17 protein-coding genes are annotated in these 19,708 nt (G+C 72.4%); 14 read left to right on the top strand and 3 right to left on the bottom strand.

The features are described 5' to 3' along the window. The first annotated feature begins 247 nt into the window (after positions 1–247). The 5 genes from OG470_RS02025 (at position 248) to OG470_RS02005 (ending at position 6,307) form a co-directional block, all read left to right on the top strand. On the top strand, positions 248–1,303 hold the full coding sequence (locus OG470_RS02025; protein ID WP_328426093.1) for an ABC transporter ATP-binding protein: 1,056 nt from the start codon (positions 248–250) through the stop codon (positions 1,301–1,303). Next, entirely contained in the window at positions 1,300–2,409 is a 1,110-nt protein-coding gene (locus tag OG470_RS02020; protein ID WP_328420162.1) for an ABC transporter ATP-binding protein, read from the top strand. Before OG470_RS02025 ends, OG470_RS02020 begins: the two co-directional genes overlap by 4 nt. Next, entirely contained in the window at positions 2,406–3,413 is a 1,008-nt protein-coding gene (locus tag OG470_RS02015; RefSeq protein WP_328420160.1) for an ABC transporter permease, read from the top strand. Before OG470_RS02020 ends, OG470_RS02015 begins: the two co-directional genes overlap by 4 nt. 9 nt (positions 3,414–3,422) lie before the next feature. Beyond that, on the top strand, positions 3,423–4,409 hold the full coding sequence (locus OG470_RS02010) for an ABC transporter permease (protein WP_328420158.1): 987 nt from the start codon (positions 3,423–3,425) through the stop codon (positions 4,407–4,409). Between the two features lie 155 nt (positions 4,410–4,564). Further along, positions 4,565–6,307 (top strand): ABC transporter substrate-binding protein, encoded by a 1,743-nt coding sequence (locus OG470_RS02005; protein WP_328420156.1) that lies wholly within the window; start codon positions 4,565–4,567, stop codon positions 6,305–6,307. Between the two features lie 62 nt (positions 6,308–6,369). Here the strand turns inward: OG470_RS02005 and OG470_RS02000 are convergent, their stop codons facing one another. Next, a complete protein-coding gene (locus tag OG470_RS02000; RefSeq protein WP_328420154.1) occupies positions 6,370–8,514 on the bottom strand; it encodes a S9 family peptidase in 2,145 nt (714 codons plus the stop codon). A gap of 86 nt (positions 8,515–8,600) precedes the next feature. On the opposite strand from OG470_RS02000, the gene mshB reads away from it, so the two are divergent. The 3 genes from mshB to OG470_RS01985 all read left to right on the top strand — a co-directional run bounded on the left by mshB (position 8,601) and on the right by OG470_RS01985 (position 10,525). Further along, a complete protein-coding gene (gene mshB / locus OG470_RS01995; protein ID WP_328420152.1) occupies positions 8,601–9,527 on the top strand; it encodes an N-acetyl-1-D-myo-inositol-2-amino-2-deoxy-alpha-D-glucopyranoside deacetylase in 927 nt (308 codons plus the stop codon). A 17-nt stretch (positions 9,528–9,544) separates the two neighbouring features. Continuing rightward, positions 9,545–9,979, top strand: coding sequence for a hypothetical protein (locus OG470_RS01990; protein WP_328420150.1), 435 nt, complete (start codon positions 9,545–9,547; stop codon positions 9,977–9,979). Positions 9,980–10,060: 81 nt separating this feature from the next. Further along, complete coding sequence (locus OG470_RS01985; RefSeq protein ID WP_328420148.1) at positions 10,061–10,525, top strand: hypothetical protein; 465 nt, start codon at positions 10,061–10,063, stop codon at positions 10,523–10,525. Positions 10,526–10,711: 186 nt separating this feature from the next. Here OG470_RS01985 and OG470_RS01980 read toward each other — a convergent pair whose 3' ends face one another. Further along, positions 10,712–11,749 (bottom strand): GNAT family N-acetyltransferase, encoded by a 1,038-nt coding sequence (locus OG470_RS01980; RefSeq protein WP_328420146.1) that lies wholly within the window; start codon positions 11,747–11,749, stop codon positions 10,712–10,714. A 79-nt stretch (positions 11,750–11,828) separates the two neighbouring features. Here OG470_RS01980 and fdxA point away from each other — a divergent pair, with 79 nt between their 5' ends. Genes fdxA through OG470_RS01955 form a run of 5 tightly spaced genes read left to right on the top strand, consistent with a single transcriptional unit; the run spans position 11,829 to position 15,606 of the window. Continuing rightward, positions 11,829–12,155 (top strand): ferredoxin, encoded by a 327-nt coding sequence (fdxA, locus tag OG470_RS01975; RefSeq protein WP_007464872.1) that lies wholly within the window; start codon positions 11,829–11,831, stop codon positions 12,153–12,155. Then, a complete protein-coding gene (dapC, locus tag OG470_RS01970; RefSeq protein WP_328426091.1) occupies positions 12,152–13,258 on the top strand; it encodes a succinyldiaminopimelate transaminase in 1,107 nt (368 codons plus the stop codon). Before fdxA ends, dapC begins: the two co-directional genes overlap by 4 nt. Before the next feature lie 17 nt (positions 13,259–13,275). Next, complete coding sequence (locus OG470_RS01965) at positions 13,276–14,304, top strand: prephenate dehydrogenase (protein WP_328420144.1); 1,029 nt, start codon at positions 13,276–13,278, stop codon at positions 14,302–14,304. Positions 14,305–14,314: 10 nt separating this feature from the next. Next, entirely contained in the window at positions 14,315–14,959 is a 645-nt protein-coding gene (locus tag OG470_RS01960; protein ID WP_328420142.1) for an SIMPL domain-containing protein, read from the top strand. Further along, on the top strand, positions 14,959–15,606 hold the full coding sequence (locus tag OG470_RS01955; protein WP_328420141.1) for a nucleoside/nucleotide kinase family protein: 648 nt from the start codon (positions 14,959–14,961) through the stop codon (positions 15,604–15,606). Before OG470_RS01960 ends, OG470_RS01955 begins: the two co-directional genes overlap by 1 nt. Positions 15,607–15,668: 62 nt before the next feature. On the opposite strand, the gene OG470_RS01950 is transcribed toward OG470_RS01955, so the two are convergent. Further along, positions 15,669–16,226 carry a sugar O-acetyltransferase gene (locus OG470_RS01950; protein WP_328420139.1) on the bottom strand — a complete coding sequence of 186 codons (558 nt, stop codon included), beginning with the start codon at positions 16,224–16,226 and terminating at the stop codon, positions 15,669–15,671. A gap of 159 nt (positions 16,227–16,385) precedes the next feature. Here OG470_RS01950 and OG470_RS01945 point away from each other — a divergent pair, with 159 nt between their 5' ends. Beyond that, a complete protein-coding gene (locus OG470_RS01945) occupies positions 16,386–19,679 on the top strand; it encodes a S8 family serine peptidase (protein WP_328426089.1) in 3,294 nt (1,097 codons plus the stop codon). The last annotated feature ends 29 nt before the right edge of the window (positions 19,680–19,708 follow it).

Here is a 19,708-nt window from a genome sequence, read left to right as displayed (position 1 = left end):
CCTCCCGGTGCTGCCGCCAAGGTGGTCGCACCCGCCGTGCGATCAGGGCATGAATGGCCATGGATGGCGAGGTGAGGGGTGTTCAGGCCGATGCCGACTCGTTACGCTCGGGCCCGCTGACAGGTGCCGACTTTGTAGCTTATTTTCACCCTCGGGACTTTCCTGTAAGTTCTCTTCGTCACTGAGGGAGGCAGCCGTGGACAGCTCGGATCCGGCGCCGTCCGGGGAACCGGACGACCATCCCACCGTGCCGGAGCAGCGCAGCACCTCGGACGCCTACCTACGGGTGACCGACCTGCGAGTCCGGTTCGACACCGAGGACGGCGTGGTCCGCGCGGTCGACGGCGTGTCGTTCGCCGTCGAGCGGGGTCGCACCCTCGGCATCGTCGGCGAATCCGGCTCCGGCAAGAGCGTCACCTCGCTGGCCATCCTCGGCCTGCACGACGCCAAGCGGACCACCATCACCGGGGAGATCTCCGTCGGCGGCCGGCAGGTGGTGGGCCTCCCCGACGAGGAGATACGCCGGCTGCGCGGTCGCGACATGGCAATGATCTTCCAGGACCCGCTCTCGGCCCTGCACCCCTACTACACCGTGGGGCGGCAGATCGCCGAGGCGTACCGGGTGCACCACCCGAAGGCCCGCCGGCGGGAGGCCCGCCAGAGGGCGGTGGACATGCTGGACCGGGTGGGTATCCCGCAGCCTTCGCGCCGCTTCGACCAGTACCCGCACGAGTTCTCCGGCGGCATGCGCCAGCGGGCGATGATCGCCATGTCGCTGGTCAACGATCCGGCCCTGCTGATCGCCGACGAGCCGACCACCGCGCTGGACGTCACCGTGCAGGCGCAGATCCTGGACCTGCTCGCCGACCTCCAGGCCGAGTACCACTCCGCCATCATCCTGATCACCCACGACCTCGGCGTGGTCGGTCAGGCCGCCGACGAGGTGCTGGTGATGTACGGCGGGCGAGCCGTCGAGCAGGGCAGCGTCGAGCAGGTGCTCCGCACGCCGCAGCACCCGTACACCTGGGGTTTGCTCTCCAGCGTGCCGTCGCTGCACGGCGACGCGGACGCGGACCTGCTGCCGATCCGGGGCAATCCGCCCAGCCTGATCAACCTGCCGCCCGGCTGCGCCTTCCACCCGCGCTGCCGGTACGCCGACCGCAACGGCGACCGGTCCCGCACCGAGGTGCCCGAGCTGCGTCCGGCGGGCGCGGACGGCCACCTGGTCGCCTGTCACCTGACCGCCGAGGAGCGCGCCGAGCGCTACGCCGAGGACATCGCATCCGTGGGGGTGGCCCGATGACCGACGAGCCGTTGCTGCGGGTCCGCGGCCTGACCAAGCACTTCCCGGTACGCCAGGGGCTGCGCTCCACCGGCCTGGTGCGGGCGGTGGACGGGCTGGACTTCGACGTGCGACCGGGCGAGACACTCGGCCTGGTGGGGGAGTCGGGCTGCGGCAAGACCACCACCGGCCGGATGCTGGTGCGGCTGCTGGAGCCGACCGCCGGCACCATCGAGTTCGCCGGGCGGGACATCACCCACGCCGGCCGGCGGGAGTTGCGCCCGCTGCGCCAGGACCTCCAGATCATCTTCCAGGACCCGTACGCCTCCCTGAACCCCCGGCACACCGTCGGCCGGATCGTGGCGATGCCGTTGCAGGTCAACGGCATCAAGCCGCCGGGCGGGATCAAGGCCCGCGTGCAGGAGCTGCTGGAGCTGGTCGGGTTGAACCCGGAGCACTACAACCGGTACCCGCACGAGTTCTCCGGTGGCCAGCGCCAGCGCATCGGCATCGCCCGCGCGCTGGCCCTGCGGCCGAAGCTGATCGTCGCCGACGAGCCGGTCTCCGCGCTGGACGTCTCGATCCAGGCGCAGGTGGTCAACCTGCTGCGGGACCTGCAACGGGACCTCGGTCTGGCGTTCGTGTTCATCGCCCACGACCTGGCCGTGGTGCGGCACTTCTGCCAGCGGGTCGCGGTGATGTACCTGGGCCGGATCGTGGAGATCGGTGACCGGGCGGACATCTACGAGCGCCCGCAGCACCCGTACACCAAGGCGTTGCTCTCGGCGATCCCAGACGTCACCCGGCTCGGCCCGGCGGGCCGGATCCGGCTGACCGGCGACGTGCCCACCCCGCTCGGCCCGCCGTCGGGCTGCCGGTTCCGCACCCGGTGCTGGAAGGCGCAGGACATCTGCGCGACCGAGGAGCCGGCGCTGGTCCCGCGCGATGGGGGCCACCAGGCCGCCGCGTGTCACTTCCCTGAAGGGGAAGCGGCCAGCACGAGCCCCGAAGGGGAATCAGCCAGCACGAGCCCCGAAGGGGAATCAGCAAGCACGAGCCCCGAAGGGGAAGCGGCCAGCACCAGCGCGGGGTCGACCGACGCGGTCGTCGAGGAGGTGTCGTCGTGAGCCTGTCTCCGGTGGAGGGTGTGGCGCTGGCCGAGATCGAGTCCAGCGCGGGCGGGGGCGAGCCCGTGGCGAAGGGCGTCGTCGGCCGTTCACCCGGTCAGCTCGCCTGGCTGCGGCTGCGCCGCGACCGGACGGCCGTGGTCAGTGGCGTGCTGCTCGTCTTCTTCATGCTGCTGGGACTGTCCGCCCCGCTGATCGAGATGGTCTACGGGATCGGCCCGCGTGAGCAGTTCCAGAACCTGCTGGACGGCTTCGGCATGCCGCTGGGCTACGCCGGCGGCGTCACCGGGGAGCACTGGTTCGGCCTGGAGCCGGGACTGGGCCGGGACATCTTCATCCGGCTGATCTACGGGCTGCGGACCTCGCTCTTCATCGCGTTCGCCGCGGCCCTGATCACCGCGACGATCGGCGTCGTGCTCGGCGCTCTCGCCGGTTACCTCGGTGGCTGGCTCGACGCGGTGATCAACTGGATCACCGATCTGACTCTGGCCATGCCGTTCCTGATCATCGCGCTGGCGCTCACCCCCACCCTGACGCTGCGTTTCTACGGCGAGCGCGGGCAGGTGTCGTCGGCCTTCGGGGTGGGCGTGCTGATCGCCGTCTTCGCCGTGTTCGGCTGGACCAGCACGGCCCGGCTGGTGCGCGGGCAGGTGATCGCGCTGCGCGAGCGGGAGTTCGTGGAGGCGGCCAAGGCCAGCGGTGCGGGGCTGGGGCACATGCTCTTCCGGCAGCTGCTGCCGAACATCTGGGCCCCGATCCTGGTCTCGTTCTCCCTGGCGGTGCCGCAGTTCATCACCAGCGAGGCCGCGCTGTCGTTCATCGGCGTCGGCCTCAGCGACGAGACTCCCAGCTTCGGTCGGATGATCTATCGCAGTCTGGACTTCCTCCAGACCGACCCGGCGTACGTGTTCTTCCCGGGCATCATGATCTTCGCGCTGGTGTTCGCCTTCAACCTCTTCGGCGACGCGTTGCGTGACGCGCTCGACCCGAAGTCGTCCCGGTAGGGGTTTTCCATGGCGCGATTTCTGATCAAGCGGCTCTTCTCCGCCACGCTGACCCTGTTCGCGGTGAGCGTGCTGACCTTCCTGATGTTCTTCGCCCTGCCACGTGACCCGGTCACCGGCATGTGCCCGAAGAACTGCAACCCGGAGCGGTTGGAGCGGGTGCGCACCGAGCTGGGCCTGAACGACCCGCTGATCAGCCAGTACGCCGGCTACATGAAGGGCATCGTCATGGGGCGGGACCTGGGCAGCGCCCAGGGCGGCCGGTGTGACGCGCCCTGCCTGGGCTGGTCGTACGTCACCAACGAGGCGGTCTCGGACACCATCGCCCGGGTGCTGCCGGTGACGCTGAGCATCGTGATCCCGGCGGCCATTCTCTGGCTGCTGCTGGGGGTGGGGCTGGGCATGGTCTCCGCGCTGCGCCGGGGCACCTGGCTGGACCGGGCCGCCATCGGCTTCTCGCTGACCGGTGCCTCGTTGCAGCTCTACTTCGTGGGCGCGGTGCTGCTGCTGGTGTTCGTCTACAACCTGCGGCTTCTGCCGGTCCCGAGCTACACCTCCATCTTCGACAATCCGGCGAAGTGGGCCAGTGGGCTGGTGCTGGCCTGGGTGGCGTTGGCCTTCCTCTTCTCGGCCATCTACGCCCGGCTGTCGCGGGCGCAGATGCTGGAGACCCTGTCGGAGGACTTCGTCCGCACCGCGCGGGCCAAGGGCCTGGCCAAACCCAAGGTGTACGGGCGGCACGCGCTGCGCGCGGCGATCACCCCGGTGGTGACCATCGCGGGCCTCGACGTCGGCGGTGCGCTCGGCGGCACGGTGATCACTGAGACGACCTTCGGCATCCAGGGTCTGGGTCGCACGGCGGTGGACGCGGTGCGCTCCGGTGACCTACCCACGATCATGGCCACCGTGCTGATCGCGGCCGTCTTCGTGGTGCTGGCGAATGTGCTGGTCGACCTGCTCTACGCGGCCATCGACCCCCGGGTCCGGCTGCGCTGAGCCGGGCGGTCGGCCGGCGTGTCCACCACCCGGCTGGCGGCGAAATTTATCGACAACTGTTACACAATCCGTAGGTTTTCTTCTTTACGATCCTCGAGACGTCGGCGGTTCTCGCCCCGGCGAACCGCACGGCACATGGGTGAAGGAGGTACTTCATGCGACTACGCGTGGCGGCCGCCGCAGGCGGCGCAATCGCTCTGGTTGTGGCATTGGGTGCGTGCTCGGAGAACACGGGCGAGGGCACCACGGTGGACACCGAGCGGCAGCAGACCGGGGTCATCGCGACCGACCCCAAGGAGTCCCAGGGCCCGGCTGCCGAGGTGAGCGGGGCTGCGAAGGGCGGCACCTTCACCATCATCCGGGAGACGCCGATCTCCCACCTGGACCCGCAGCGGACGTACTCGTTCGCCGGTCTGATGACGAACCCGCTCTTCGCTCGCTATCTGACCACCTGGAAGGACGACGGCAAGGGCGGCCTGGTTCTCGTCGGAGACCTGGCCGAGACGCCGGGCACCAACGTCAACAAGGACTGCAAGGTCTGGGAGTTCAAGGTCAAGGACGGGGTGAAGTTCGAGGACGGCCGTCCGATCACCTCCAAGGAGATCGCGTACGGCATCGCCCGCTCCTTCGACCCGGACCTCTCCGGCGGCCCGACCTACATCCAGGAGTGGCTGGCCGACAGCCCGGAGTTCGACACCAAGTGGGACTTCAAGAAGAACAAGACGTCGCTGCCGCCGGGCCTGACCACGCCGGACGCCAAGACGCTGCGCTTCGAGTTCGCCAAGCCCCGCTGTGACCTCCCGTTCGCGGTCTCGCTGCCGACCACGGCGCCGCTGCCGCCGGACAAGGACACCGGCGTCAACCTGGACAAGCAGCCGTTCTCGTCCGGCCCGTACAAGGTCGCCAAGAACCAGGTTGGCGTGCAGATCACCCTGGACCGCAACCCCAACTGGGACCCGAACACCGACCCGGTCCGGCACCAGTACCCGGACCAGTTCGTGTGGAGCTTCGGCGCGACGGCGGACGCCGCCAACAACCGGGTGATCGCGGACAACGGTGCCGACCAGAGCGCGATCGCCTTCAACGCCGTGCCCGCCTCGCTGGTCGCCAGGGTGGCCGGGGACGCCTCGCTGAAGTCGCGCAGCATCCTCTCGCCGACCCCGAGCGCCAACCAGTTGGTCATCAACAACCAGCGCGTCAAGGACCTGAAGATCCGCCAGGCGCTCAACTACGCCATCGACCGCGAGGGCCTGATCAAGGCGCTCGGCGGGCAGACCGTCGCCGCGCCGCTGACCACGCTGATGCCGCCGGCCACCATCGGCTACAAGGCGTACGAGGCGTACCCGGCGGGTGCCAACGGCAACGTCGACAAGGTCAAGGAGCTGCTCGGCGGCCAGACGCCGGAGCTGGTCCTCGGTGTCGCCGACAACACGACCGAGCAGCAGGAGGGTGCCCAGCTCAAGGCCAACCTGGAGCGGGCCGGCTTCAAGATCACCCTGCGGAACATTCCGGACGACGCGAAGCTCGACGAGGTCAAGAAGAAGGACAACCCCTGGGACCTGTACATCGGTAACTGGGCGGCGGACTGGCCGAGCGGTGCCTCGATCCTGCCGGTGCTCTACGACGGCCGCACCATCAAGGCCGAGGGCAACAGCAACAGCGCGTTCTTCAACGACCCGACGATCAACGCCGAGATGGACCGCATCCTGGCGCTGCCCCCGGCCGACCAGGGTCCGGAGTGGGGCAAGCTCGACGAGCGGATCATGAAGGAGCACGCCCCCGTGGTGCCGCTCTTCGTCGACGTGGCCTACAACGTGCACGGGTCCAAGGCGGGTGGGGTCTTCATCTCCAGCGTCTTCGGCTACCCGGCGTTCGTGAACGCCTTCGTCAAGCCGTAACACCGCAAGGACGGGCCCCCGGTCGACAACGCCGTCGACCGGGGGCCGCCCTTTGCGCGGGGTCAGAACAGGTGGGTACGGAGGAAGTCGAGCTCCAGCGGAAGCAGGCGCTCGGCGGTGCCGTTCGCGGCCATGTGGGTGGCACCGGTCAACGGCAGCACGGCGTGCGGGCGACCAGTGGCCAGCAGGGCCGCCGAGAGCCGCAGCGTGTGCGCGGCCACCACGTTGTCGTCGGCCAGACCGTGCACCAGCAGCAACGGCCGGGCCTGGTCCGGCCCGGTGACCGGCTCGGCCGCCATCTCCACCAGCGAGTGGTGCGCGTAGACGTCCATGCCGTCCTCCGGCAGCCCGAGATAACGCTCGGTGTACGCGGTGTCGTACAGCGTCCAGTCGGTCACCGGGGCACCCGCGATCCCGCACCGGAACAGTTCCGGGTGGCGCAGCACCGCCAGCCCGGCCAGCCACCCTCCGAACGACCAGCCGCGCACCCCCACCCGGCCCAGGTCCAGGTCGGGGTGCTTGCCGGCGAGCGCGGTCAGCGCGTCCACCTGGTCGGTCAGGATCACGTCGGCCATCCGCCGGTGGATCGCCTTCTCGAACGACGGGGCCACTCCCGGCGTACCCCGGTTGTCGATGGTGACCACCGCGAACCCGGCTTCGGCCCACCACTGCCGCTCCAGCCAGGCCGCCCGGGCGGCCACCACCTCCTGGTGCCCCGGGCCGCCGTAGATGTCCAGCAGCACCGGCAGCCGCCGGCCCGTCACATGGTTGTCCGGGTAGAGCACCGCCGCCGGCAGCCGCCGGTCGGTCACCCGTTCCAGCAGCGGCAGCGGAGAATACGGCGGGGTGGCGGCCAGCGAGCGCAGCTCGGCCACCTCCCGGTCGCCGCGGCGTACCGTCCACCGCACCCCGGCGTGGTCCAGCGAGGCGACGCCGACCGCCAGCACGTCCCCACCCACGGCGGCGATGTGCCAGCCGGAGTCGGTGGTGAGCCGGCGGGCGTCCACCCCGCCGCCGATGGTGGTCCGGACCCGGAACAGGTGCCGCTCGCTCGGCTCGCCGTCGCTCGCCTCGACCAGCAGGTCCGCCGGGCCGCTGCCGTTCGGCAGCCGACCCACCACCCGCCGCACGTACAGCGACGGCGGGGTGAGCAGGGTGCCATCGGCGAACAGGCACCGCGCGTCGTACCCGTCGTGGGCCAGCTCGCCGCCGACCAGCACGCGGCCGTCCGGCAGGTGCGCCGGTGTGCCGGCGATCGGCTCGACCCAGCGCGGGTCGGCCAGCTCGGCGTGCACCTGCGTCTCACCGGTCCGCGGGTCGACGGCCAGTACCAGCCCGTGTTGCTGCGAGCGCCGCAGCACGGTGATCAGCGGGCTGCCCTCGGTCCAGCTGACGGCCGTCAGGTACGGGTAGGTCTCCCGGTCCCAGTGCACGTCGACCCAGCCGTCGTCCAGGTCCAGCAGGTGCAGGCTGACCTCCGCGTTCGGCCCGCCCGCGCGGGGGTACGCGACGGCGGTCGGCGGGCTCGCCGGCTCGGCCGGGTCGTGCAGGTGCCAGCGGGGCAGCCGGGTCTCGTCGACCCGCGCGGCGAGCACCGAGCGGCCGTCCGGCGCCCACCAGTAGCCCCGGAACCGGCCGAACTCCTCGGCCGCGATGTGCTCGGCCAAGCCCCAGCTCACCCCGGCGTCCTCGCCCGCCAGGAGGGTGTCGGTGCCGTCGGGGTCGATCACCCGCAGCTCGCCCCGGCGGACACCGTCGGCGGCGTCGGTCACGTACGCCAGCCGCTGCCCGGTCGGGTCCGGCCGTGGGTCCAGCACCGGGCCGTGGGCGGCCACCTCCACCACGTCGCCGTGCACCAGGTCGGCCCGGAACAGCCGGCCGGCCAGCGCGAACACCGCCACCCGGCCGGCGGCGTCCAGCGCGTACGAACCGATGCCGGCGGCGCTGAGCCGCAGCCGCTCGCGCAGCGCACGCTCGCCGGGGGAGAGCACAGCGGCGTCGCCGGTGTCGCTGAGCAGGGTGGCCGGGTCGGCGACCAACCGCTCCTCGGCGGTGGCCACGTCCAGCAGCCAGAGCGCGTCCGCCGAATCCTCTGGGCCGGCGGAGCGCAGGAAGATCACCCGGGAGCCGTCCTCGGCCACGGAGACAGCACGCGGCGCGCCGTGGCTGAACCGGCGTGTGCGGGCGGCCAGCTCCGGAAAGTCCACAGGCCAAATCGTAGAGCCGTGCCGGGCGTGATGTGGCCGACCTGGGTGGACGCGTCGACGACTCCCGGCCGGAACCGCCGGTTAGAGTGACCGTCGTGACGACGCTGCCCGACCGCCGCCTGCTGCTGGTCCACGCGCACCCCGACGACGAGTCGATCGGCACCGGCTCGACGATGGCCCACTACGCCGCCGCCGGCGCGCATGTCACGCTGGTGACCTGCACCCTCGGCGAGGAGGGCGAGATCCACGTCCCGGCGCTGGCGCAGCTCGCCGCAGCCGAGGCCGACCAGCTCGGTGGGTACCGGGTCGCCGAGCTGGCCGCCGCCTGCGCCGCGCTGGGCGTCAGCGACCACCGCTTCCTCGGCGGCGCCGGCCGCTACCGCGACTCGGGGATGATGGGGCTCGCGACCAACGAGCACCCCCGCGCCTTCTGGCAGGCCGACCTCGACGAGGCCGCCGGGCATCTGGTGGAGATCATGCGGGAGGTACGCCCGCAGGTGCTGATCACGTACGACCCGAACGGCTTCTACGGCCACCCCGACCACATCCAGGCGCACCGGGTGGCGATGCGCGCCGTCGAACTGGCCGCCGCCGAGGGCTGCGCCCCGCTCAAGGTCTACTGGACGGCCATGCCGATCAGCGTGATGGAAGCCGGCATGACGCACTTCGCCGAGTCCTCGGACAACCCGTTCGGCGGCATCGAGGACCTCGCCGACCTGCCCTTCGGCACCCCGGACGACCAGATCGCCGCCCGGATCAACGCCACCGACCAGCACGTGGCCAAGGAGGCCGCGATGCGGGCGCACGGCACCCAGATCCCGGCCAACTCCTGGCTCTACTCGATCGCCGGCAACTTCGGTGGCGAGTTCATGGGCGTGGAGTACTTCACCCTCGCGGTCGGCGAGAAGGGCCCGGGCGCCGGCCCGTACGGCTGGGAGGACGACCTCTTCGCCGGGCTGCCCGAGGAGACCGCCCCGGACCGGTCCCCGGCCGCGGTGGCCGGTCTCCGGTGACCCTGCCCGCCGCGCCGATGTCGGTAATGCCGGACCAGGACACCCCGCCCTCGGCGGGGCCACCGCCGCGACTGCTGGACCTGGGTCTGCGGCTGGCCGGAGGGCTCGTCGTGGTGGTGGCCGGGGTGCTGACCGGGGTGCTGGAGCTGCTGTTCGCCACGGTCCGCGTCGGCGGGCAACTGGTCGGCGTGTCGGTGCTGCTCGCGGTCGGCGCCAACATCGCGCTGGCCTGGTTCGCGCACGAGGTGGTCGGCCGTCGGTGGGCGGTGGCGCTGCCCGCAGTGCCATGGTTCGCGCTGATGGCGGTGGCCGCCATCCGGACCACCGAGGGCGATCTGCTGCTGGCCGGCGACAACTGGGTCGGCCTTGCCATGATCGTGGCCGGTGCGATGACCTTCGCGGTGATGGGCTTCCGGCAGATCCTCGCCCCGCCGCCCGCACTCGGTGGATGATGACGCCACACAGGTACGAGTGGTAGATATTCCTGCCAGGGATGCCGCCCCGCAACGGGGCGTACGGCAGGAGGTCGTGCGATGGACAGACGGTGGCGTGACGTCGGGGTGCTCGCGGGAGCGCTGTTCGCGGTCAACGTGGTCGCCCGGCTGATCATCCGGCTTGGCTTTGACGGTGACGACACCGTCGCCGACCGGGTGTCGCTGGCGATGTTCGTGGTGATCGGGCTGACCCTGGCCGTGGTCGCCTTCCGCTGGGGTCGCCGCCGGCCGCTTTCCGAGTGGTCGACCGACATGGTCGTCGTGGTGCTGGTGGCGATGGCGCTGACCGTGCTGGTCGGGCCGCTGCTCGTCGGCCACAACCCGTTCGGTGGCGGGGCGGGCACGTTCTTCGCCCAGATCTGGCTCTATCTGCTCGCCAGCGGTGCCGGCACGCTGATCGGGTACCTGGTGCTCACCGCGCTCGGGCGCGACTACCGCTCCCAGCAGCTCAAGCGGTACGCCGAGGTCAAGGCCGCCAAGCCACGCCGGGTCGTCCGCCGCTGACCCGCGGCTGGCCCGACCCGCGTTGGTCCGCGGCTGGCCCGACCCGCTCGTCCGACCCGCCGCTGGACTGGCCGGGGGGAGCGCGGCGCTTGATCAACTCGCCTTCGCCGATCCGGCGGTATCCCGGCGTCCGGATACCCCGACATCGGCGATGTCGAGCTGATCATGCTGCGCGGGGCGGTCGGGTCAGTGCGGGGCGACCCGGGTCAGGTAGGTGTGGTGGGTGGTGAAGCCGAGCCGCTGGTAGAGCGCGACCGCCGCCGTGTTGCGCTGCTCCACCTGGAGGAAGGCGTGCGTCGCCCCGGCGGACGCACCCCAGGTGGCCAGCGTGTCGATCACGCGGCGGGCTAGCCCCTGTCGGCGTGCGGCCGGCAGCACCTCGATCAGGCTGAGCCCGAGCCAGCGGCCCTGCCCCGTCACCGTGCCCCGGCCGATCGCCACCAGCGTGCCGTTGGCGTACCCGTGGGCGAAGCGGACCTGGTCCACGGCGGTGAGCACGTGCCGGGCGGCGTCCGGCAGGCCACCCTTGCGGCCAGCGGCGACGGCCAGCCACTCCTCGCTCGGCGCGCCGGCCAGTTCGATCACCACGCTGGCGTGGTCGAGTGCCACCTCGTCCGCAGCGCCGGGCTGTTCGTCGGGGCTGCCGGCGGCGGTCGGTGATCCGGCCCGGGGCGTCCGGCCGGCGTCCGACGGTGCCGACAGGGGCAGGCGCGCGGTCTGTACCAGCGTTGGCGGGCGGCTGCCCCAGCCCCGGCCGTCCAGCTCGGCGCCGACCGGCGCGGCGAGCGGCAGCGGTGTGTTGATCATCGCAGGTTGGCCCTGCTGGGCGTACCAGCGCTCGACCGCGTCCACTGCCGCCGGCAGCGGTCGGTCCGGGTCGCCGATCGGCAGTGCCGAGTTGGCCCGACCGGTCCAGCCGTCGGCCACCCGGAGCAGCCAGTCGCCGAGCCGGCCCCGCGTTGGTGCCGGCCAGGCCTCGTCGGCGGCGCGCTCCAGCGCCACCACCGCGGCGGCGGTCGGCCGGCGGGTCGGCGGCACCCGCTTGGCCCGGTGCACCTGCGCCACCGGGACCCGCAGCGGACCCTGCGCCGTCGCCAGCGTGAGATGAGTCTCGCTCAGCTCCACCAGCTCCCCGAGAGCATCGGAGAAGAGCGGGCGGCCTTCGCGAATCCCCACAATCCGGCGGACCACGATCCGGTGTCCCAAGTCCTGCTGTCGGAGCACGATCGACCCCCTCCCCGGCGAGATACTAGGCTCTTACCGTCGCGGGAGATCGCGGCGAGTCTTGCGGAGGAGAAGACCGGTGACCTACATCATCGCCGAGCCGTGCGTGGATGTGCTCGACAAGGCATGTATCGAGGAGTGCCCGGTCGACTGCATTTACGAGGGCAATCGGATGCTCTACATCCACCCCGACGAGTGCGTCGACTGTGGTGCCTGTGAGCCCGTCTGCCCCGTGGAGGCGATCTTCTACGAGGATGACGTGCCGGAGCAGTGGAAGGACTACACCGGCGCCAACTACGAGTTCTTCGAGGACCTGGGCTCGCCCGGGGGCGCCTCGAAGATCGGCAAGGTGGAGAAGGACGCCACCTTCGTCGCCGCGCAGCCGCCGCGCGGCGAGGGCCACTGAACCGGCCCGCGCCGGTCTCGTCACGGCTGCCCGAGTTCACCTGGGACACCCTGGACGCCGCGGCCGTTGTGGCCGCGGCGCATCCGGAGGGCCTGATCAACCTCTCCATGGGCACGCCGGTCGACCCGGTTCCCGAGGTGATCCGGCAGGCGCTCGCTGACGCGTCCGACGCTCCTGGCTACCCGCTGACCGCCGGCACGCCGGCGCTGCGGGACGCGATCACCGCGTGGGTCGCCCGGGCCTGTGGCGCCGGGGTCGACGGTCTCGGCGTCTTGCCGACCATCGGCTCCAAGGAGCTGGTCGCCTGGCTGCCCACCCTGCTCGGCATCGGCCCGGATGACGTGGTGGTGGTGCCGTCGATCGCGTACCCCACGTACGAGGACGGGGCCCGGCTGGCCGGCGCAACCGTGGTCCGCGCCGACTCGCTCACCGCGGTCGGGCCGACCTCCCGGGTACGGCTGGTCTGGGTCAACTCGCCCGGCAACCCGACCGGTCGGGTGCTGCCCGCGGCGCACCTGCGCAAGGTGGTCGACTGGGCCCGGGAACGAGGCGCGGTGGTCGCCAGCGACGAGTGCTACCTGTCGCTCGGCTGGTCGGCCGAGCCGGTCTCGGTGCTGTCCCCGGAGGTCTGCGGCGGCAGCTACGACGGCGTGCTCGCGGTGCACTCGCTCTCCAAGCGGTCCAACCTCGCCGGCTACCGGGCCGGCTTCGTGGCCGGCGACCCGGCGCTCGTCGCCGAGCTGCTGAAGGTCCGCAAGCACGCCGGCATGATCGTGCCCGCACCAGTGCAGGCGGCCATGGTGGCCGCACTGCAGGACGAGCGGCACGCCGACGAGCAGCGGGAGCGCTACCGTGCCCGGCGTGAGGTGCTGACCGCCGCGTTCACCAGCGCGGGCTTCACCGTGGAGCACTCGGAGGCCGGCCTGTACCTCTGGCTCACCCGTGGTGAGGACTGCTGGCAGACGGTCGACTGGCTGGCCCGACGCGGCATCCTGGTCGCCGCGGGCGTCTTCTACGGCCCCTCCGCCGGGCAGTACGTCCGGGTGGCGCTGACCGAGTCCGACGAGCACGTCGCGGCGGTCGCCGGCCGGCTGCGGGCCTGACCCCGGGCGGCCCGGCGATGACCGACGGTGTGACCGGGCGGTACGCCGGGGTGCGGGCTGCTGTGGTCGGCACCGGCCTGATCGGCGGTTCGGTGCTGCTGCGCCTAGCCGACGCGGGCCTGGACGTGACCGGTTGGGATCCCGACCCGGCGACCCGCGAGCGGGCCCGCGCCCGGGGGGTGGCCGCCCCGGCCACGATCGAGCAGGCGGTGGCCGGCCGGGACGTGGTCTTCCTTTGCGGCCCACTGCCCACCCTGCCCGGGACGCTGGCCCAGGTGGCCGCCGCGACCGCGCCGGGCTGTGTACTGACCGACGTCGGCAGCACCAAGATCGAGGTGGCTGAGGCGGCCGCCCGGCTCGGGCTGACCGACCGGTTCGTGCCCGGGCACCCGATGGCTGGCGCGGAGTCCGCCGGCCTGACCGCCGCCACCACGACCCTGCTGGCCGGTGCCGCCTGGGTGCTCTGCCCAGCTCCGGGCGCAGCGACCGACGCCTTCCGCTGGCTGGCCGGGCTGCTGGTGGAGCTGTTCGGTGCCCGGGTGGTGCCGATGTCCGGTCCAGCGCACGACTCGGCGGCCGCGCTCGCCTCACACGTGCCGCACCTGCTGGCCGGCGCGCTGGCCGGAGCGACGCAGCGGGCGCGGCTGCGCGACGCGGTGCTCGCGCTGGCCGCGGGCAGCTTCCGGGACGGCACCCGGGTCGCCGGCACCCCGGCGGAGCGGACGGCGAACATGCTGCTCGGCAACCGGGACCGGGTGCTGCACGAGCTGGCCGAGGTCCGCGTGTTCCTGGACGAGCTGGCCACCGCCCTGACCGACGGCGACGCTGCGGTGCTCACCGCCCGGTACGCGGAGGCCCGCGCGGCCCGGTCGGCGCTGCTCGACCGGCGTTTCGCCGAGCGGGACCGGGAGTTCCCCGCCGACGGCGATCATGCCGCCGAGGTGACCTGGCTGCGCGGGCTGGGCGACGACGGCGGGCACCTGACCGGCTGCCGGGTCGGCACGGACGTCGTCTCCTACACGGCATGGCTTCCGGTGACTGACTAGGGTGATGGGCATGGCGGTGGACGGTCCGGTGGTGCAGGTACGCGGCGAGGCGTACCGGGAGGTGCCGCCGGAACTGGCCCGATTCGCGGTCACCGCGACGGCCCGGGACCGCGACCGGGAGGCCACCCTGACCCGGCTCGCCGAGCGCGCCGCCGCGATTCGGGTGCTGTTGGACGGCGCCGGGCCGGTGGTGGCCCGGCGGGAGACCGGCGACCTGCGGGTCCGGCCGGAGACGCGGCGCTCGGGCGAGCGGGTGGTGGCCTGGCACGGCAGCGTCACCACCACGGTCACCGTCACCGACTTCACCGCCCTCGGCGAGCTGATGCTCCGGCTGGCCGACCAGGATCAGGTCGAGGTGGCCGGTCCCTGGTGGGAGCTGCGGCCGGACAGCCCCGCGCACCGCGAGGCGCGGCACGCCGCGATCACCGACGCGCTGCAGCGCGCCCGCGAGTACGCGGAGGCGCTCGGCGCCCACGTCACCTCGCTGATCGAGCTGGCCGACGCCGGCCCTGCCGACCGGCCGATGTTCGCCCGCGCGGCGTTCGACGTGGGCTCCGGCGGCGGCCCGCCGGAGCTGGAGTTGGACCCGCAGCCGCAGACCGTCCAGGCGGCCGTGCAGGCGAGGTTCACCATCAGCGACCCGGTCCTGGGCTGATGCCGCCGCCCCGGGTGCTGTCGGTCGACGAGCTGGTGGCCCGGGCGCGGGCACTGGCCGAGGCCGGTCCGCGACAACTGCTCGGCATCACCGGCGCACCGGGCGCCGGGAAATCCACGTTGGCCGAGCAGATCGTGGCCGAGATCGGTCCGACCGCCCGGCTGGTGCCGATGGACGGCTTCCACCTGGCGCAGGCGCAGCTGGTCCGGCTGGGCCGCGCCGATCGCAAGGGCGCGGTGGACACCTTCGACGCCAACGGGTACGTCTCGCTGCTGCGCCGGGTGCGCCGGCTGGAGCCGACCTCGGTCTACGCGCCGGAGTTCCGCCGGGAGCTGGAGGAGCCGATCGCCGGGGCCATCGAGGTCCCGCCATCGGTCCGCCTGGTGGTGACCGAGGGCAACTACCTGCTGCTGCCGGACTTCCCGTGGCAGGAGATCCGGTCGCTGCTGCACGAGGCCTGGTTCCTCGACCTGGACGCCGAGGTGCGGCTGCGTCGGCTGACCGCCCGGCACGAGGCGTTCGGGCGGTCGCCGGAGCAGGCGCGAGCGTGGGCGCTGGGCAGCGACGAGGTCAATGCCGCCCTGGTGACCGGCACCGCCGGCGTCGCCGATCTGGTCGTCCGACTGACCGAGCCACCGGCGGCCTGACCGGAGTTCCGGGTAGAAGCCGTGCCGGGCAGGCAGCCGTGCCGGCGTCGGTGTCGTGCCGATCAGTCCAGTTGACGGACCGGCCGGGCCGGGTTGCCGACCGCGACCACGTTGGCCGGTAGGTCGCGGGTCACCACCGCGCCGGCACCGACGACGGTGTTCGCGCCGATCGTCACCCCGGCCAGCACGATCGCGCCGCCGCCGAGCCAGACGTTGTCGCCGATGGTGATCGGTTTCGCCGCCTCCCACTTGTCGCGGCGCGGCCCGGGCTCCACCGGGTGGGTCGGGGTGAGCAGCTGCACGTTCGGTCCGACCTGGACGTCCGCGCCGAGGGTGATCGGGGCGACGTCGAGGAAGACCGCGTGGTAGTTGACGAAGCTGCGGGGCCCGATCCGGATCTGCCAGCCGTAGTCGCAGTAGAACGGTGGCCGGATCCAGGTGCCCTCGCCCAGCTCGCCGAGCAGGTCGCGCAGGGCGGCGAGACGAGCCGCCTCGTCCGCCGCGGAGCTGGTGTTGAAGCGTTCCATCAGCCGGGCTGCCCGGTCCAGGTCGGCGATGATCTCGGGGTCGTCGGCGAGGTAGGGCTCGCCGGCGAGCATCCGGTCCTTCATGGAGGTCACCCCGTCGATGATGCCGGTTCAGTCCCGGTGCATGTTGGTTGGTCCGTCATTTTTCGGCCCACATTATGCATACCCGGTATGTAACACTGACGGTGGTCAATGCGTCTCCAGTAGTACTGACGCTCCACCGAGGAGGATCCGTTGCATCGACGTAGCAGAATGGCCGCCGTCGCCGTAGTCGCCCTCGTGCTGGGCACTCCGGCGACTGCCGTCGCCAGCCCGCCCACCACCACCGCCCCGGACGCCGCCCCGCGCACCGCGATCGGCACCGCATCCCCGACCACCGTCACCCTGCTCACCGGTGACCGCGTCACCGTCACCGCTTCCGGGTCCGCCGCGGTCAGTCCCGGCCCCGGACGTACCCATCTCCGCTTCCTCACCACCCGCGACCGCGGCCACCTCACCGTGCTGCCACAGGACGCCCTGCCGCTGGTCCGGGCCGGTCGGGTCGACCGGCGGCTGTTCGACGTGACCGGGCTGATCGCCGCCGGCTACGACGACAGCCGCCGGGACCACCTGCCGGTGCTGGTCACCGGCGACGCGGGCGCCCGGCAGCGCACCGCCGTACCGGCCGGGCTGACGGTCACCGTGCAACTGCCGGCCATCGGCGGGGTCGCCGCGACGGCCGACAAGCAGCGGGCCACAGCGGTCTGGGCGGCGCTCACCGGCGCCGGCGCCCGGGTCGGCACGGCGGGGGGTGCCGACCGGATCTGGCTCGACGGCCGCCGGCAGGTCAGCCTGGACCACAGCGTGCCGCAGATCGGCGCGCCGGCCGCGCACCAGGCGGGCTTCACCGGCCAGGGCGTACGCGTCGCGGTGCTGGACACCGGCATCGACGCCAACCACCCCGACCTGACCGGCCGGGTCGCCGAGTCGCACAACTTCACCGAAGCCGCCGAGGCCGGTGACACCGTCGGCCACGGCACCCACGTCGCCTCGATCATCGCCGGCAGCGGCGCCGCCTCCGGCGGTAAATACCGGGGCGTCGCGCCGGACGCAACCCTGCTCAACGGAAAGGTCTGCGAGGACCAGGGCTGCTCGGAGTCGGCAATCCTGGCCGGCATGCAGTGGGCCGCCGTCGACCAGCACGCCGACGTGATCAACATGAGCCTGGGCGGTCCCGACACGCCGGACGTCGACCCGCTGGAGGCGGCGGTCGAATCGCTGACCGCGCAGACCGGCGCGCTCTTCGTGATCTCCGCGGGCAACGTCGGCAGCGACGGCTCGGTCGGCTCGCCGAGCACGGCCGACGCCGCCCTCGCGGTGGGCGCGGTGGACCGTGACGACGCGCTGGCCGACTTCTCCAGCCGAGGGCCTCGGGTGCGCGACGGCGGGCTGAAGCCGGATCTCACCGCCCCCGGGGTGGAGATCGTCGCCGCTCGCGGCGACGGCACGCTGCTCGGCGACCCGGTGGGGGAGAAGTACGTCTCGCTCTCCGGCACCTCGATGGCCGCGCCGCACGTCACCGGCGCGGTGGCGCTGATCGCCCAGCAGCACACCGGCTGGGCGGCGGGCCAGCTCAAGGCCACCCTGATGGCCTCGGCGAAGCCGCACCCGGCGCAGACCGCCTTCCAGCAGGGCGCCGGCCGGGTCGACGTGGCCAGGGCGATCACCCAGCGGGTGGTCAGCGACCCGGTCAGCGTCTCCTTCGGCCAGCCCGCCTGGCCGCACGACGACGACACCCCGGTCACCCGGGAGGTCGGCTGGCGCAACGACGGCCCGGACCCGCTCACCCTGGACCTGTCCCTCGAGGTGACCGGCTCGGACGGCCAGCCGGCGCCGGCCGGCATGTTCGCCCTCGGAACGACCCAGCTCACCGTGCCCCCGGGCGGCACCGCCGGCACCACCGTCACGGCGAACACCCGGCTCGGAACGGACGGCTACTGGACCGGGCGGATCGTGGCCCGCTCCGGGACGGCCGTGGCGGTCACCCCGGTCGCGGTCAACCGGGAGGTGGAGAGCTACCAGCTCACCGTGCGGCACCTGGACGCCACCGGTGCGGCCGCCACCGACCACGTCACCGCTCTGGTCGACCTGGACACGTTGGCCACCTACGACCTGTATGACCCGGACGGCACCGTCGACACCCGGTTGCCCAAGGGCCGCTACGGACTCGTCAGCCTCCTCTTCGCCGAGGACGGGCTCGCCCAACTGGCCCAGCCGGAGCTGGTCGTGGACGGCGACACCACGGTCACCGTCGACGGCCGGAAGGCCCGGCCGGTGCGTACCGCCGTCCCGGAGCCCTCGGCCGTGCCGGCGCTGGTGGACATCGGGGCCAACTGGGTCACCGACGACGGCGGCTCCTACGGGTTCGGCCTGCTCGCACTCGACTTCACCGGGCTGGCCACTGGACAGATCGGCCGGCCGGTCTCCGGTGAGCGGTTCTTCGCCACGGTGAACAGCCAGTGGGCGCAGCCGGAGGTCGCCAACAGCCCGTACCTGTACGCGCTCGCCGAGAAGTTCCCCGGCCGGATGCCGACCGGCTTCGACAAGACCTACCGCAGCCGGGAGTTGGCCAGCGTCACGCACCAGTTCCGGGGCGGTTCTCCGGGCCTGGTCGCGGAGCGGGTGGTCTTCCCGCACCTCGATCCGGACCTGGGCGGCTGGGCGGTCGGCCTGCCCACCACGGTGCCCGGGCAGCGGGTCGAGCACTACAACACCCGATCGGTGCGCTGGTCCTCGGAGCTGATGTTCGGGGTGCCCACCGACGACGGTTGGACCGACCTGAAGGCGACGCTGAGCGCCGAACCACGGGCGTACCGGGCCGGCCGGCACACCCGGGAGAGCTGGGGCAGCGCCCCGTACGGGCCGTCCTTCCCGGTGTCGCGCTGGCCCGGGCAGGGCGTCACCCGGCTCGCTGACGAGATCCAGGCGGACCTGCCGCTGTACAGCGACGCCGAGGGGCACGCTGGCCGCTCGGTCGCCGACACCGCCCGGACGGCTCTCTACCGCGACGGCGTGCTGGTCGGCGAGCAGCCGACGCCGGGCTACGGGCGGTTCACAGTGCCGCCCGGCGACGCGGGCTACCGGCTGGAGACGTCGTCCAAGCGGATCTTCACCGATCTCAGCACCGAGGTCAGCACGGCGTGGACGTTCCGGTCCCGGCACGTTCCCGGCGAGGACTATCGGCCGCTGCCGGTGTCGGCCATCCGATTCACGCCACCGCTGGACGCGGCCAACGCCGCCCCGGCCGGCCGGAGTCTGGTCATCCCGGTGCAGGTGCGGCGGCAGCCCGGTGCCGCCGGGTCGCGGGTGATCGGGCTGACCGTCGACGTCTCCTACGACGGCGGCCAGAGTTGGCAACCCGCCCGAGTCCGGCACGGCGGGCACGGCTGGACCGCCACTGTGCGGCATCCCGCCGGTGCCGGCTACGCGTCCCTGCGGGCCACCGCTCGGGACGCCGCCGGTAACACGGTGACCCAACGGATCATCCAGGCGTACCGGCTGCGCTGAGGCGTACCCCGTCCGGGTCCGTGGCCGAG

This window comes from Micromonospora sp. NBC_00389 (assembly GCF_036059255.1).
Classification (GTDB): Bacteria; Actinomycetota; Actinomycetes; order Mycobacteriales; family Micromonosporaceae; genus Micromonospora.
The sequence above is the reverse complement of the archived record's forward strand: the minus strand, read 5'-3'. Positions and strand labels throughout refer to the sequence as shown.